This is a genomic window from Psychrobacter proteolyticus (assembly GCF_039762275.1).
GTDB lineage: Bacteria > Pseudomonadota > Gammaproteobacteria > Pseudomonadales > Moraxellaceae > Psychrobacter > Psychrobacter proteolyticus_C.
The window spans coordinates 475,527-491,111 of record NZ_JBDLOB010000002.1; the positions used below are offsets into that span (position 1 = coordinate 475,527).

Here is a 15,585-nt window from a genome sequence, read left to right on the forward strand (position 1 = left end):
GACGTACTGCTATTGATGTTTTATTACTGCCTATGAATGCTTTATTTCGCTTTTTCGAAAACCGCCTACCCGCCTTTCCAGACACTCCTATGCCATTACCATCACCTCGCGATGGTATGCTGAAGTTTTTGTGGGCATGTACCAATGGCCTACGCGGCTGGCTACTAATCTTTATGATTTTGTCCGCTGGTATCGGTATCTACGAGGCCATGCTGTTTGCTTGGATAGGTAATATCGTCGATTGGTTGGGCGTTTATACACCGCAAAACTTATGGGTAGAAAAAGGCGATATGTTGCTCATCATGCTCGCTGTCATGATAGTAAGCCCGTTGTGGATTGCCTTGTCATCGTTTATCCACTTTCAGACCTTGCAAGGCGTGTTTCCCATGCAGATGCGCTGGCGTTTTCATCAGCGCATGCTTGGGCAATCCATGCAGTTCTACCAAGATGAATTTTCGGGACGCGTCTCAGCTAAAGTAATGCAGACAGCCCTAGCAGTACGCGATACCGTGATGACTGTCACCGATATGTTTATGTATGTCTCTGTCTACTTTATCACCTCAGGGGTGATTTTGTTTAATTTAGACAGCTTACTACTTATTCCATTTGTCATTTGGCTGGTCTTGGTTGCCATTACCATTTGGTACTTTATCCCTAAGCTCAAGGAGACAGCGATTGTGCAAGCGGATGCCCGTGCCTTGATGACGGGACGAATTACGGACGCTTATGCCAATATCATGACCGTTAAGCTATTTAGCCATTCGCGTCGTGAGCTGGGCTATGCCAAAAATGCCATGGGGCAATTTCTAGGTACGGTTCATGCACAAATGCGCTGGGTCAGCTATTTAGAAGTATCGACCCATCTTATCAGCGTGATCTTGGTCAGTAGTACCGCGGGTATTGGATTGTACTTGTGGCAACAAGGCGCAGTCGGCGTTGGTGCCATTGCTGCTGCGACCGCTATGGCATTACGTCTAAATGGTTTGACACGTTGGATTATGTGGCAGACAGCCAGTTTGTTTGAGAGTATCGGTACAGTTCAAGATGGTATGCGTACGTTATCAGCACCGCAGACGATTATTGATAAACCTGACGCACCAGCGCTAGCCGTCACGGACGGGCGTATCGTGTTCGACCATGTTGACTTCAGTTATGAAAATGATGAAGAAGACAATGGCCAAACTGGCGAGACTGTTGATGGTACCAACATCGCTAAGCGCGCTCCTAACTCATATATCAAACTGTTGGACAACTTCCACTTAGATATTAAGCCGGGTGAAAAGATTGGTTTGGTTGGGCGTTCAGGTGCTGGTAAATCGACCTTGGTTAATTTGCTACTGCGCTTTTTTGATGTCGATAGTGGTAAGATTCTGATTGATGGTCAAGCTATCGATGAGGTCACACAAGAATCGTTGCGCCAACAGATTGGTATGGTGACTCAAGATACGTCGTTGCTACATCGTACTGTACGTGAAAACATCGCCTATGGTCGTCCTGATGCTACTGATGAAGAAATCATGATCGCTGCCAAACAAGCTCAGGCATGGGACTTTATCAAAGACTTATATGATGATAAAGGCAATACAGGTCTCGATACCCAAGTGGGTGAACGCGGAGTCAAACTCTCTGGTGGTCAACGTCAGCGTATCGCCATCTCACGTGTTATGCTAAAAAATGCACCGATTTTACTTTTGGATGAAGCGACCAGTGCGCTAGATTCTGAGATTGAATATGCTATTACCGAAAGCTTAAATGACATCATGACCGGTAAGACCGTTATTGCTATTGCCCATCGCCTGTCTACTATTGCCGCATTGGATAGACTGGTCGTTATGCATCAAGGCCGCATCATTGAGCAAGGTAGTCATGATGAACTATTGGCATTAAACGGTGTCTACGCTCGACTGTGGCAACGTCAAAGCGGTGGTTTCTTAGGTGAAGACAACTAGGATTCATTAAGTAAGCTCAATCATAAGAAGACAAACTGCAAAAAAATCACTCAAAATAAGTCACAAGGAAGTGTTTATTTTATGGAAGCATTCACAAACCGCATTAATCTTGGCGGAAAACAAGCACGCTACTATGACCTTAGCCAGTTTAATCAGCCACTAGATTCAAGCTCTACTCCCCGCGCCCCAGCACATTTTTATAGTGGCAATAGTTTTACCGTCGGTACCTATACACCGCTGTTAAGTAAGCTAGCCACTGAGTTTGATATTAGCTCACTTGCTCTGCGTGGCTACTGGTATGATAAGCCGCAAAGTCGTCGTCTGACGCGAGAGCAAGATGCTGATATGCTGATTGAGTTTTTAGAAAAGACCCAAGATAAGCCTGTCATAGGTATTGGTCATTCGCAAGGGGCTACGGCTACAGCGATGGCAGCTGCCAAACGTCCAGAGTTGTTTTCGCAGTTGTACCTGATCGAGCCTGTCACATTTACCAAACACCAAGCCACCTTTTATAACCTGTTGCCACGCTCTGTCCTACTGAGCCGTGAGCCTTTCAAAAGCACGTTAACCAAGCAATCTACTTGGCCAAGTACCCATAGTTATTACGAGAGCCTACGTGCGCAGCGTGCTTACAAACGTATCAGCGATGAACACTTGCAAGTATTTGCTGAGCAAAGCTTGAGTAAAAACACAGATGGTAGCTATACGCTTATGTTTGCACCAGAGCAAGAACTGGCCAATTATTTTGGCGCCCCTCATATCGATGCTGCGCTCAAAAAACTACGCTGTCCCTACACCTTGATTACAGGCAAGCCTACCCTGTTCATCAATGACAAAGTACGCAAGCAATGGAAAAAGTTTGTCCCAGATAGCAGTCTTATTTCGCTGTCAGATTATGGTCATCTATTGCCAATGGAAGCGCCTGAACTATGCGCTCAAATCATTAGCGAGCACTACCAAAGCAGCAAATAAGGATTTACAACGACTGAATTATGGCTGACCTCTTTGCCCCTGCACCCACGGATAACTTACTGCCCTATGATGGTAAGGTGAATGATCTAGGCGTAATTATCGACGATGCCACTGCCCTTTATAATACTCTACTAAATGAGCTACCTTGGCAGTCAGACATCGTGACGTTATTTGGTAAGACTCATATAACCACTCGGCAAATCGTTTGGATGGGAGACGAAAATGCCAATTATCAATACTCAGGACACGTGCGGCAAACTGTTCCATGGTCAGATATAGTGTTTCACGTGAAACAGAAAATCGAGCAAGCTTTAGCAGAGATTGGTGTCACTGCCAATTTTAATACCTGCCTGCTCAATTACTATCCTTCTGGCGCTGATGGTATGGGCTATCATGCCGATGACGAAAAAGAGCTCGGTCATCAACCAGTTATTGCTTCCTTATCGCTCGGTGCTACACGCAAATTTGTTTTTAAGCATAAAAAAACTCAAGACAAAGTTGAACTTCATCTTGAGTCTGGTCAGCTCGTTGTGATGCATGGTGATACACAAACCTTTTGGAAGCATACGATTACTAAGACAAAGACGGTCGATACTGGGCGAATCAGTCTAACGTTTCGGCATATGCTTACATCTTGATACTATCGCTGACTTAACGAGTCATCTGATACTTACGCGAGACGATCTAAAAAACGCTCACGATAACACTGGTAAGCAGCTTCACACACATTGGCAGTGTAGCTAGCATTAACACCACCTGCGACCACTGCGCCTACCGCTGGAATAATTTGCGCCGCTTTTGTTTTAACGATGTTAGTGGCTACTTTAGTCGATGTCTGACGCAGCACACGAGACATAACTTCTTCATTAATCTTATTAAATGCTTGAGTTTCTGGATCTTTAATCATCGCATGAGTGTCATCTAACGCCGCTTTACGCTCCTCAACAGAGGCAGAAGTTGCCACAGCCAACAAAGACATAGCAAATAACTGTTCGCCTTCATCATTGATATCAAAGCCATAGTACGTTGCATATTCTCCAATCGCACGTAGATTAGCTGTAATAAGCCCAACGACATCAGCAGGGATACCCGCCCAGCCTACGACTCCTGTAGTCACCCCTTGCGCACTGGTTAGCGCTACATATTTGCTTTTAAACAGCTTAACTTGTTTATCTACAACCGCAATGGGTAGACTTTTGATGTCAGACAGCGTTTTGATAGAGGAGTCGTTAATATCTGCTGCCTCTTGATAGCTATCGATAACGCCTTGAGTGTCCAATGTCCAATTGGCTGCATCACTCAAAGCAATAATTGTTTCCTCAGTTGCTTTTTTTAGAGAATCACCAAATTGTGGAGCTTCCATTAACGCATCACCGGCTGCTACCACAGGGGTATTAAGCACTGCTAGCATCTTATCCAAAATCCCTTTATCAGGGTTCTTCCATGCTTCTATCTCTGCACGTACTTTTGCTTCATAAGCAATGTGGTCATCTGTTTTTTCATTGCTGGTCTTATTATTGATAGTCTTATTGTTGATAGTCATATTATTCCCTTTATTAGTATCGTTCGCTTTCTATCCTATGATAAATAAGCAAAGACTACAGGAACGTTCTGTTGTCCAAAATAAAACTTTTGTATGATTTGTTAAGTAATCAGTTAATTTTACTGGGTTTCAACAGACATCCCCTTACTAATAAATCTTACCAAACACTACCTAATACTTGGGCAATCTCGACATTCACTCAGCTGCTGCTAAGACAATCTTGCCAAAAGCATCGCCTTTTTGTAGCTCGTAGTGTGCTGCAACAACTTCTGAGAGTGGATAGGTTTTTTGAATTTTTAAAGTCAGCTTGCCATCGGCTACTTCCTGTAAAACACGCGCCATATCTTGACCACTACGCTGCGCTTTATAGCCTGCTACTGCTAGGTCTTTTTGCTGACCAGCTTCTTTGAGCTTATCAACCCAGATAGTGGGCAACACATTTACTCGAGCACCTGTCTTGAGAACGCTAAGCGCGCGGACACCTGCTTCGTCACCGACTAAATCAAGTAGCATATCGGCTTGTAGGTCAGGAAACGCTTCATTTTTTGTATAATCTATCCAACCCGCCAGCTTAGATACGTCTATTAATTCATCAAGCTTGTCGTACTTTTCTGGTGAGCAAATTACCGTCACCTTGATGTTATCTTGCGCCACTTTATTCATGAGCAGTTGTATCAACAAATGACCGACACCGCCTGCTGGTGCATTAATCACCACATGCTCGTCTGTCTTTATATCAGCAAAATCTACGAATTGTAGTGCCGTTTGTCCGATACAAGGCAAAGCCCCTGCCTGCTCTAAGCTGACATTGTCTGGTACTTTCGCAAGCAACTTGGCATCTACTGCCACATATTGCGCATAGCCGCCACCGCTAAAGGTCAAAGCCGCTACTCTATCGCCAACAACAAACTCGTCGCTATTACTGCTGACTACTTCGCCTGATACATCAAATCCTAAAATAGCCGGCTGATCATTCTCAAACTTGTCTTTGCGAATGTTTTCCGCACCCCAGCCTTTACCTTGGCGAGTTTTATAATCGACAGGGTTAATTCCAGCATAGGCAATTTTTACTAGTACTTGGTCGTCCTGTAGCTCAGGGACATCAGCACCATCTTGATATTTCATTACTTCAGGCTCACCGAACTCGCGTATGAGTACGGCGTGCTGAGTCTTAGGTATGTTGTGGTTAGCTTGTTGATTATTATCAGTAGTAGACGCTGTTGCCATCGTAAAATATCCTTATATTTTGTTTATTAGGCTGTACTTGGTCTTCATTTTATTGAAACGTTATGCTGCAAATAGCACTTTCAATCGAAAACATGGTTAATCAATAATATGATCAATAAAGACAATTGTTCATATATCGATAGATTGCCAATATAATACATTTAAACGAATTATTATAGTTGGGTATTAGGGCAGCATCAGCTCTGCACTGATAGGCAGGTGGTCTGATAGCGATGACCAAGGTTTCCCAGTATGTACCCAAGCATCCTTCACAAGCAAATTGCGCACGTAGATACGATCCAAGCTGAGTACTGGTAGCTTTGCTGGAAAGGTTGGCAACAGCTTGCCATGACAATGCTTGAACGCTTCTATCATACCGAGATCTGTCGCCAGTTTGTCACAAGACATCTTTTTCCAATCATTAAAATCGCCTGCCAAGATAAGTGGTTGATCCGGCGCAATCTCATTTCGCACATAATCACTAATCGCTTGATACTGCTTGATACGATCACGCTCAAACAAGTTCAAATGTGCACACAATACGACAACTGGCATTTCCCAACCGATAGGCTGTACCTCACAGTGCAAGACACCGCGCTGCTCAAGCTTATTAACCGTAATATTTACATTGTGTTTGGGGTCTAGCGGGAAGCGACTCAATACTGCATTGCCGTGATGGCCGTTTTCGTACTCTGAGTTTTTGCCATAACTGTTTTGCAGATCTAAAAATTCGCCAAACCATTCATGCTGTGATTGATCTGGGTACTCGTTGTATTGCATATTACGTTTGAGGTTTTGGCCTTGCACTTCTTGCAAACACAAGACGTCTGAACCCACAGACTCTAGCGCCTGAGCAATACCTTGCATCTTCACTTGGCGATTCAGCGGTGACATGCCTTTGTGGATGTTGTAACTGGTTAAAACAAAAGAGGTGGTAGTCATAAATTTGTTCGTCATAAATAGATCAGCAAGCAGATGAATACGCTACTGAGTATAACAGTAGTCGTATTTATCAGCAGTAGTTAATCAAAGATAACTCGTAGTAGTATTGCTAAGCAAAACCTATAAACCAGTTACAGCTTTTATGACTGATAATAACGCATAAACGCTGCGCTATGTGGCTAGCAACGATTGTGCTGGTTAGCATGGAGACCAAACATTGCCTTTGTCAGTTAAAGACAAATGGCTATGTTACGGATTTGTGTTTGTCCAAAGGAGTCATGCGCGGGACATCTGGCATATCTGTTAATGCAGGATCAATGACAGGTTGTGGATTGTGGACAATACTATTGATACGTGCTTTTAGTTGTAAAAAATGACTGTCTGTCACAATATCAGGAGAACGAGGACGTGCGAGCGGCACTTCAATAATCTCTTGTACCTCTCCTGGATTGGCTTTGAGTACAACGATACGATCTGACAGTAATACTGCCTCATCCATGTCATGCGTAATAAATACGATAGTAATATCAATATTGCGCCACAAATCCAGCAAATGCTTTTGCATTTTTTGACGCGTATAAGGATCAAGTGCGCCAAAAGGCTCATCCATGATCAATACCTTTGGCTCATTCACCAGCGCGCGCGCAATCGCAACACGCTGCTTCATACCGCCAGACAGTTGATGCGGATAGTGGTTTTCGTACTTAGTCAGTCCGACCACATCAAGCCACTCACGAGCGCTACGCTCTGCACTCGACTTGCTGCGGCCACCCATGATAGGGCCAAACATCACATTTTCTTTCACCGTCTTCCAAGGGAATAACGTATAGCCTTGAAAAACCATGCCACGACTGGCGCTTGGTCCTTTGACTTTTTCTTTATCAACGATTACTTCTCCACTGGGATAAGCATCTAATCCTGCAACGATACGCCCCAATGTTGATTTACCACAACCCGATGGACCAATCACACACACAAACTCACGCTCATAGATTTTTAGGCTGACATCCTTCAATATCACTTTTTGGCTACCACCTTGATCAAACGATTGTGTCAGTTGATCAACTTGCAGCACCACATCTCGCTGGTAGAGCGCTTTGAAATAATCATCAGTGGCACCGCTATGGGTGGTGTGAACACTATCTGTAGGGACGGAAGAGACCATATCGTTATTTATCATTTAAATACTCGCTTTCCATTTGAAGAGTTTTTTACCGAGCTGGTACAACAAGATATCTGTACCTAAACCGATAAACCCAATGAGTAGAATACCTGCATAGACGTTATCAAAATGCTGGTAGCGGGCTTGTTGCACAATAAACCAAGTGATGCCTGATGTCGTTCCTATCAGTTCAGCGACAATCAAATACGTCCATGCCCATCCCAGTAGGACTCGTAAGTCTCGATAGACATCAGGTAAGACGGCAGGCAGCAGTACATAAAAGAAACTTTTTAGTTTGGTCGTGCCTAGCGTGTAGCCTGCCTCAATCAAACCAAGATCCATGGTACGCGTGGTATTTGCAATGATTAGAATCTGTTGAAATAGAGTTCCAATCACGATGATGGCAATTTTTGGTCCATCGTAAATACCAAGCACCGCCACGGCCAAAGGTCCAAATGCGGGCGCTGGTAGGTAGCGAAAGAACTCTACGAAAGGCTGAGTGATTTGTGCAATTTTTTGAGAAAACCCGCACAGCAGACCTAGTGGTATACCGACGATAGATGAGATAAAAAAAGCGATAAATACCGTACGGATACTCTGCCAGAGACTCTCATGTAGCCAAGGACCATCCACTTGCGTAGGCGGGGTAACAAAGGCTGTAACCATCGCTGTGGCTACCTCATCGGGTGCTGGGAGGTAGACAGGATTAACCAGTTTTCCTTGCGGCGGTACTGCATCAGAGGCCATGGCATCTTGTGCTTCGCGATAAAATACTTCTTTATCAATGCGGCTGCCCTCTTGTAGATAAGTGCTCGCGCCAGCATCCGTAATCTCAACTTGTGGATGCCAGATAAAAGGAAGGTAGCTGACTGCACACCATATTAAGATCGGAATCAAAAACGAGAGTACATTGAGCCCAAGCGTGGTTTTCTTGGTTAGATATGTGTTGATATGACTCATGGGCTACCCTCTAAAACGATGATGAAAACTCGACAACCACTACCTTTGCAATAAATAAAACGGCAACTATCCTTACTGATTAATCAAATCAGGATAGATCAATTTATCGATATCCAGTTTTTGATCATAAATCTGATTGTCAATATTGAACTGATTGACATGATAGCTAGATCCATAGATAGAGCTGAGCTCATCAGATTTTGCAAAGATTCTCTTGTTATCTTCAAGACCCATCAGTTTGGTGCCCTCTAAGAAAGAACTGTACTGATCGGCAGGCACGTTGACTTTGTTAGACATAATGCTGATCGCATCATCTCTAGTCGCTGGATCATTGATATAATTGACAACCTTGCCCCATACCTGAATGATTTTGGCATACTCTGCCTTGTGCGCAGATAAGCTGGCAGGACTGACGGCTAGCGTGTCATAAATAAGACCGGGCTTATCCGCTGAGGTATAGATAGCCTTAGCACTTGATACATTTTTTAGGGCTTGATTGGCATTGGGCTGCCAAATGGAGACGGCATCAATACTGTCATTTGTGAAAACTTGCGGTAGCTCGTTTGTGGTGGCATTGACCAGTGTCACATCAGCCTCTGTCAACCCGTTATCAGCCAGCGCGCTATTGAGCAGCAAATGATCTACCAGGCCCTTTTCAACACCGATTGATTTGCCTTTTAGGTCCGCTATGCTAGTGACCGATGGTTTAGCAATGATCTGATCATTACCTGCTGAGTAGTCGTTGACCAAGATAATAATGCCTTCACTACCACTCGCAGCGTTGACCAGATTGTCGCCATTGGTCACAGAAATGGCGTCCAGCTGATTGGAGGCAAAAGCAGATAGCGAGGCAGAGTAATCAAACCATTTAAACTCAACATTCACGCCAGCTTCATCAAACCAGCCTTTATCAATCGCAATCTGCCAAGCCACCCAGCCAGGCCAATCACTGTAACCAATAGAAATCGGATCATCATTTGCGGCAGTGACTTTTTCTGATGCCGCCTCGCCTTCAGGTGCTGATACGGTGGCAGTATTGTCACAACCAAATAGCATAAAGCTTGAGAGAACGGCAAAAGTAAATAAGCGTCGATTCATGAGTCTTACTCCTTGAATAAAGACAGGCCCATCATGGGAGTGTCCGTTGATTATTGTTTGCAATACCATAAGAGAGAATATTACTGTCGCTAATATTTTTGAATCATAAGTCAATTGAGGCAGTCTAAGTGACTGGCTATGACTGTTCAGCTATATAAGCTTTCCAACCACCAAACGCGGTCACATCCGTACCGCCTGCAAACCCATATTCTTCACAAATAAAGCTCTTGACCCAGCGTCCATTTGCCAATTCCACATTGCCAATGCCTAATGGCGCAGGTACCTCGTTGACTATGTCACCAAATCTAGCTTTAGGGATTCGCCAGACTTCTACTGCAATAGAGCGTCCTTCGTCATGGCGCTTCAGTCCTGGTTTAGCAGGCGTCGATCCAGCTAATGCAAAGAGTTGATAAGTAGCTGCCGTTTGAGTTTGCTCGGACAACACACCGCCTCTATCAGTCAGCTGATAGTTGAGCGGCATACCACTCAAATGCGCACCAACTACTGCTAACGCCACACTACTATCACTGTCATTGGTACTTAGAGGAATAAGCGATTGTGGTTGATCAGATTGAATTGTTTGAGATGTCTCGGAGTGATAACGATGGTGAGAGGTTCCCATTGGTATATCCAGAGCGGTTTGCCACTGATGACCAAAGTTGGCTAAGGCTTCGTCATGCCAACCCATGGCGATAAAGGTCACACCGCGTGGCAGGCCGTCTCTAGCGATTAGATTCGGCAACGCCAGCGCCGACAAGTCCGCTAGATTCACAAAATTAGTGTAGGCTCCCATATGACTGTTTTTCGTTAACGGGTCAGCATTGACTGCATCGATGGTGTAAATAGTCGGCGCAGTTGGCACCATTAGTGCGTCAAATTCAGATAGCGTTTGTTGAATACGGCGACTTAATGCAGCGCGAGAATACTCAGCACTCATCGCATCAACCGCATTGTAGTTCTCAGCTTGATTGATGATTTGGCGAGTGATAGGCAACAATGTGTCACGCTCGACGAGCTGATCGATGGCAAAGGTGCGTTCACTAACCCAGCTGTCGTTATAGAGCGCATCTGCTAGCTTATTAAAGACAGTAAAGTCTATCGGTGTGACCTCATAACCCATCGTCTGTAGCTGAGAGATGGCTATCTCAAAAGCCTGCTCTGACTCAGTATCACCGTAAAACTCCAAGGTATCAGGGATAGCGATTTTGCCAAGGCTAAAGGCGACTGGCGCAGTGGCAGGATGGATACGACTGTAATCATCCTTTTCATCATAGCCTTTCATTAGCTGAGCTACTTGCCACGCATCATCAACGCCTAACGCAAAAATAGAAATCACATCATGTAATCGACACGCTGGAATGAGACCCGTACTGGAGAACCAGCCTTTTGTAGGCTTCAAACCTACTATATTGTTATGACCCGCAGGCACACGTCCAGAGCCTGCTGTATCCGTCCCTAATGCAAAGGGCACGATGCCATTTGCCACACTTACCGCAGAGCCTGAGCTTGAGCCACCACTGATATAGTCAGGATTGAAGCTGTTGGCCACTGCTCCATAAGGAGAGCGCGTACCTACCAGTCCTGTCGCAAACTGGTCAAGATTGGTTTTGCCGATGACGATAGCGCCTGCTGATTTGAGTTTGGCAACCACATGCGCATCCTTGTCAGCTAAATACAAAGGAGCTGTACATCCTGCCGTGGTATGAAACTCTGCCACATCGATGTTGTCTTTTACCGCAAACGGTATGCCGTATAATGGCAAGTCTTGAGGATTTTGCGTGGCGATACTATCAATCTGAGCGGTTAGCTGCTTAGGAGTCGCAATCTCAACCCAAGCATTATTATCATTGTTGATGCCTGCCACATAATCCAGTAGATCACTTAGCTGGGTAGTTCCTTCGGCATAAGCGATTTGCCAATCTTTGATCGTCCAATTCTTTTGCATAGTTGCTCTCTCTATTATTCTTCGCCATTTTTATCGTTGTTTTGCTATCTCACTATCGGCTAGATGAGTCCGTACAGTATTAGCTTTCTTCGTGTGCGTCTGAGTCTGCCATCAATGTCTCGTGAGCAGTAATGGGTGCCAGTACAAATAATGGCTGCTCGGGTTTCACTGTAGTACCAATCTCAATTTCAATACTCACGACCTGCATCGCAACGGGTGAGACAATTGGTATCTCAATTTTCATGGCTTCTATGATTGCTAAGGTCTGCCCCTCATCGACTACATCACCTACCGCGCAAGAAATCTTCCATACACTGCCCATCATATGAGCTTTGACGACTATCCCGCCCTCAGGTACAGAAACTTCTGATGATACTTCTACCGCATCAATATCTTCGCCCACATACTGATCAAGACCTTGCTGCTTCCAGCGTTGTCGTTCAGCATCAAAGTTGGCTTGCTGTTGATCTTTAAATGTCTGAATACTGTCTTTATTTTCACTCAACATCTCGTAATACTCAGCGAGGTTTAACACACTATCCTCAACCTCAATCGAGAGCTCACCTGCCTTAAAGGCTGTTCGCATCGATAACAGTTCTTCTTCACTGACTTCATAAAAACGAATTTGATCAAAGAATCGTAGCAGCCATGGTTTTTCGGCTTCAAAGCTTGGATGCGAGCGGTAGCGGTTCCAGATTTGTAGCGTCCTACCAACGAACTGATAACCACCTGGGCCTTCCATACCGTAGATACACATATAAGCGCCACCGATACCGACCGCGTTCTCTGGCGTCCATGTTCTAGCAGGATTGTATTTGGTCGTGACCAAGCGGTGTCTGGGATCGAGCGGTGTGGCAACAGGCGCACCCAAATAGACATCACCAAGCCCCATGACCAAGTAGCTGGCATCATAGATAATATCTTTGACCGCTTGGGCAGAGGCCAAGCCATTGATACGTCTGATGAATTCTATGTTGTCAGGGCACCAAGGTGCGTCAGGATAGACAAGCTGCTGATACTTCTCAGTTGCTAGCTTAGTCTGAGAGTCAGCCCAAGCCATTGGTAAATGAACAATTCTGGACGGCACTTGCATATGCTTAATATCGGGCAACGCGCTTTCTGCTTGCTTGAGAATTGCTAGTAGTGCTGCCTGTGGCAATTTCAATGAATAGTAATGCACTAATAGTGAGCGAATACCTGGCGTCATGTCGATGATGGCATCGATATGCTGTGCTTGTAGCCACTCCATCAATGCCTGAACACGGAAGCGCAGTTGCAAATCAAGCACCTGCTCGCCGTACTCAATTAATATATAGCTGTCTCCAGCAGGGCGATACACCACTTTTGGTTGGTCATTATTTATGGGTAAAGTGTCTAGTATGGCTGTTTGCAAAGTTGCGTTTTCTGTATGAATGGGCAAACTGTAATCAACCAAATGACAGTCATCAGACCGTAGCATGTCATCATAGCGCTGATGTAATTGTGCGGCTTGATCATAGCTGACAGGGACAAACTCCACTCGATCACCTGCTTTGAGCTGTCCCATTTTCCAGCGCTCACCTGCGACGATGACGCTCAAACAAACAAAGCCACCAAGGCTGGGTCCATCAGGGCCTAAAATAATCGGCATGTCCCCTGTGAAGTCAATCGCACCAACTGCATAGGCATTGTCATGGATATTTGAAGGGTGTAGCCCCGCCTCGCCGCCGTCTTCACGCGCCCATTCAGGTTTGGGTCCGACCAGACGGATACCGGTACGGCTAGAGTTGTGGTGGACCTCCCATTCATGTTCAAAGAACTGCGTCACATCAGCGTCCGTAAAGAAATCTGGTGCGCCATGTGGCCCATACATGACCGCGATTTGCCATAGCCCATTGAACGTTGGTTGCTGGGCAGCAGGTAAGGATTTAGTAGCAATAGACGTATCGCACTGGTTAATAGGTAGCATGTCGCCGATGAGCAAATTACGACCAGCATGACCACCAAACTGACCTAAACTAAAGGTCGCTTGGCTACCCAAGTACTCAGGGACATTTATACCGCCTTTGATAGCGATATAGCTTCGGCAGCCTGAAGTGATATTGCCGCAAATGAGTTTTTGGCCTTTGCGCACAGGAATGGTTTGCCACATCGGCTGCTCTACACCATCCAAGGTACAGGCCATGCTACCGCCAGTAATAGCAATCTGACTGTCGCAATGGAACAATAAAGTCGGTCCAGTAACCACACACTCAAGACCTGCGGTATTAAATGGGTTGCCCAACAGTTGATTACCCGTATTGAGACTCAAACCATCTATCGCACCTGATGGTGGTACACCTACATCCCAGTAGCCTTCTCGGCCGAGAACATCTTGCACCGCCGTCTGTACGCCCGACTGCAACACTTCAATTTTTTGACTGAGCCATGTGAAAGTGTTCAAAAACCTTGTAGTCTGCTCACCTGCATAAAATGTCTCTGAGGCCACTATCTGCTGCAAATACTCAAGATTGGTCTCAAGACCTGCCATACGTGACATAGCCAAACTTTGGCTCATTTTCTCCAGTGCTTGCTTGCGGTCAGGTGCCGTCACGATGATTTTTGCTAGCATCGGGTCATAAAAGGCTGATATCTCACTGCCTGTTTCTATCCAAGTCTCGACACGAGCAGCTGGGTCAAAATATGCATCTGTTAAAATCCCCGTGCTTGGTTGAAAGCTTTTGACAGGGTCTTCGGCATACAGACGCACCTGAATCGAATGTCCTGACGCGTGCAATGGCAACTCTGGCAACACGAACTCGCCTGCAGCCAGCTCAATCATCCAGCGTACTAGATCCACTTGATAGATTTCTTCTGTGACACCATGTTCAACTTGCAAACGGGTGTTCACTTCCAAGAAATAGAAGTCTTGCGTCGACACATCCATCACAAACTCAACGGTACCAGCAGAGCGATAGTTGACTTGTTGCATCAACTTAGTCGCCACCTCTTGTAGGTTTTGTCTTTGTGCATCTGATAGTAAGGGCGCTGGCGTTTCTTCAATCACTTTTTGATTACGACGCTGGATAGAACAGTCACGCTCTCCTAAGGTGATGATATTACCTGCCCCGTCACCAAATACTTGCACCTCGATATGGCGAGCATGCTCTACAAATTTTTCGAGATATAGCCCTGCATCACTGAAGTTGCTTTGTGCCAAATGATGCACAGACTCATAAGCATCTTTTAGTTCGATCTCGTTCCATACTAAACGCATGCCGATACCGCCGCCGCCTGCAGTGCTTTTTAGCATGACAGGATAGCCAATACGATCAGCCTCACGTAATGCTTCGTCCACATCTTGTAGCAGTTCGCTACCGGGTAACAATGGCACTTGGCTATCAATGGCAAGCTTACGAGCCGTATGCTTAAGTCCGAAGCTCAGCAGCTGCTCAGAGGTTGGTCCAATAAAAGCGATCCCAGCATCACTGCAGCGATCACAGAATGCCGCGTTTTCTGACAGAAACCCATAGCCAGGATGAATGGCTTCTGCACCTGAATCTATTGCTGCTTGCAGTACTTTATCTATATTCAGGTAGCTATCACTGGCAGGACCAGAGCCGATGTTGATGGCTTCATCGGCCTGACTGACATGTAGTGAGCCTCGATCCACATCAGTATAGACAACGACTGAGTCGACACCCATTTGCTTTAGGGTACGTATTATTCGGCAAGCAATAGCACCGCGATTGGCAATCAATACTTTTTTAAACATCACAACTTCCTCAGCATTCTCATTAATAGGCAGTATCTTCTTGTTAGAAAGTCC

General features: G+C 45.4%; 11 protein-coding genes. 3 read left to right on the top strand and 8 right to left on the bottom strand.

Features of this window, described 5'->3' with window-relative positions:
- Positions 1 to 32 precede the first annotated feature (32 nt).
- The 3 genes from ABFV72_RS05050 to ABFV72_RS05060 all read left to right on the top strand — a co-directional run bounded on the left by ABFV72_RS05050 (position 33) and on the right by ABFV72_RS05060 (position 3,559).
- Entirely contained in the window at positions 33 to 1,949 is a 1,917-nt protein-coding gene (locus tag ABFV72_RS05050; RefSeq protein WP_347162675.1) for an ABC transporter ATP-binding protein, read from the top strand.
- Positions 1,950 to 2,030: 81 nt separating this feature from the next.
- Positions 2,031 to 2,921, top strand: coding sequence for an alpha/beta fold hydrolase (locus tag ABFV72_RS05055; RefSeq protein WP_347162676.1), 891 nt, complete (start codon positions 2,031 to 2,033; stop codon positions 2,919 to 2,921).
- A 20-nt stretch (positions 2,922 to 2,941) separates the two neighbouring features.
- Positions 2,942 to 3,559: an alpha-ketoglutarate-dependent dioxygenase AlkB family protein gene (locus tag ABFV72_RS05060; RefSeq protein WP_347162677.1), complete on the top strand. Its 618-nt coding sequence runs from the start codon at positions 2,942 to 2,944 to the stop codon at positions 3,557 to 3,559.
- A 32-nt stretch (positions 3,560 to 3,591) separates the two neighbouring features.
- Here the strand turns inward: ABFV72_RS05060 and ABFV72_RS05065 are convergent, their stop codons facing one another.
- The 8 genes from ABFV72_RS05065 to uca all read right to left on the bottom strand — a co-directional run bounded on the left by ABFV72_RS05065 (position 3,592) and on the right by uca (position 15,531).
- The gene (locus ABFV72_RS05065) at positions 3,592 to 4,464 is read right to left on the bottom strand and encodes an EcsC family protein (RefSeq protein WP_347162678.1); all 873 of its coding nucleotides are present in this window, start codon (positions 4,462 to 4,464) and stop codon (positions 3,592 to 3,594) included.
- Between the two features lie 195 nt (positions 4,465 to 4,659).
- Positions 4,660 to 5,691 (bottom strand): NADP-dependent oxidoreductase, encoded by a 1,032-nt coding sequence (locus ABFV72_RS05070; RefSeq protein ID WP_347162679.1) that lies wholly within the window; start codon positions 5,689 to 5,691, stop codon positions 4,660 to 4,662.
- Between the two features lie 186 nt (positions 5,692 to 5,877).
- Positions 5,878 to 6,633: an endonuclease/exonuclease/phosphatase family protein gene (locus tag ABFV72_RS05075; protein ID WP_191114504.1), complete on the bottom strand. Its 756-nt coding sequence runs from the start codon at positions 6,631 to 6,633 to the stop codon at positions 5,878 to 5,880.
- Between the two features lie 244 nt (positions 6,634 to 6,877).
- Positions 6,878 to 7,798, bottom strand: coding sequence for an ABC transporter ATP-binding protein (locus ABFV72_RS05080; RefSeq protein ID WP_347162798.1), 921 nt, complete (start codon positions 7,796 to 7,798; stop codon positions 6,878 to 6,880).
- Positions 7,799 to 7,813: 15 nt separating this feature from the next.
- Positions 7,814 to 8,755 (bottom strand): ABC transporter permease, encoded by a 942-nt coding sequence (locus ABFV72_RS05085; RefSeq protein ID WP_197128637.1) that lies wholly within the window; start codon positions 8,753 to 8,755, stop codon positions 7,814 to 7,816.
- Positions 8,756 to 8,827: 72 nt separating this feature from the next.
- A complete protein-coding gene (locus ABFV72_RS05090) occupies positions 8,828 to 9,853 on the bottom strand; it encodes an ABC transporter substrate-binding protein (RefSeq protein ID WP_347162680.1) in 1,026 nt (341 codons plus the stop codon).
- 136 nt (positions 9,854 to 9,989) lie between these two features.
- Entirely contained in the window at positions 9,990 to 11,798 is a 1,809-nt protein-coding gene (gene atzF, locus ABFV72_RS05095) for an allophanate hydrolase (protein ID WP_347162681.1), read from the bottom strand.
- Positions 11,799 to 11,877: 79 nt separating this feature from the next.
- Positions 11,878 to 15,531, bottom strand: coding sequence for an urea carboxylase (gene uca, locus ABFV72_RS05100; protein WP_347162682.1), 3,654 nt, complete (start codon positions 15,529 to 15,531; stop codon positions 11,878 to 11,880).
- Between the last annotated feature and the right edge of the window lie 54 nt (positions 15,532 to 15,585).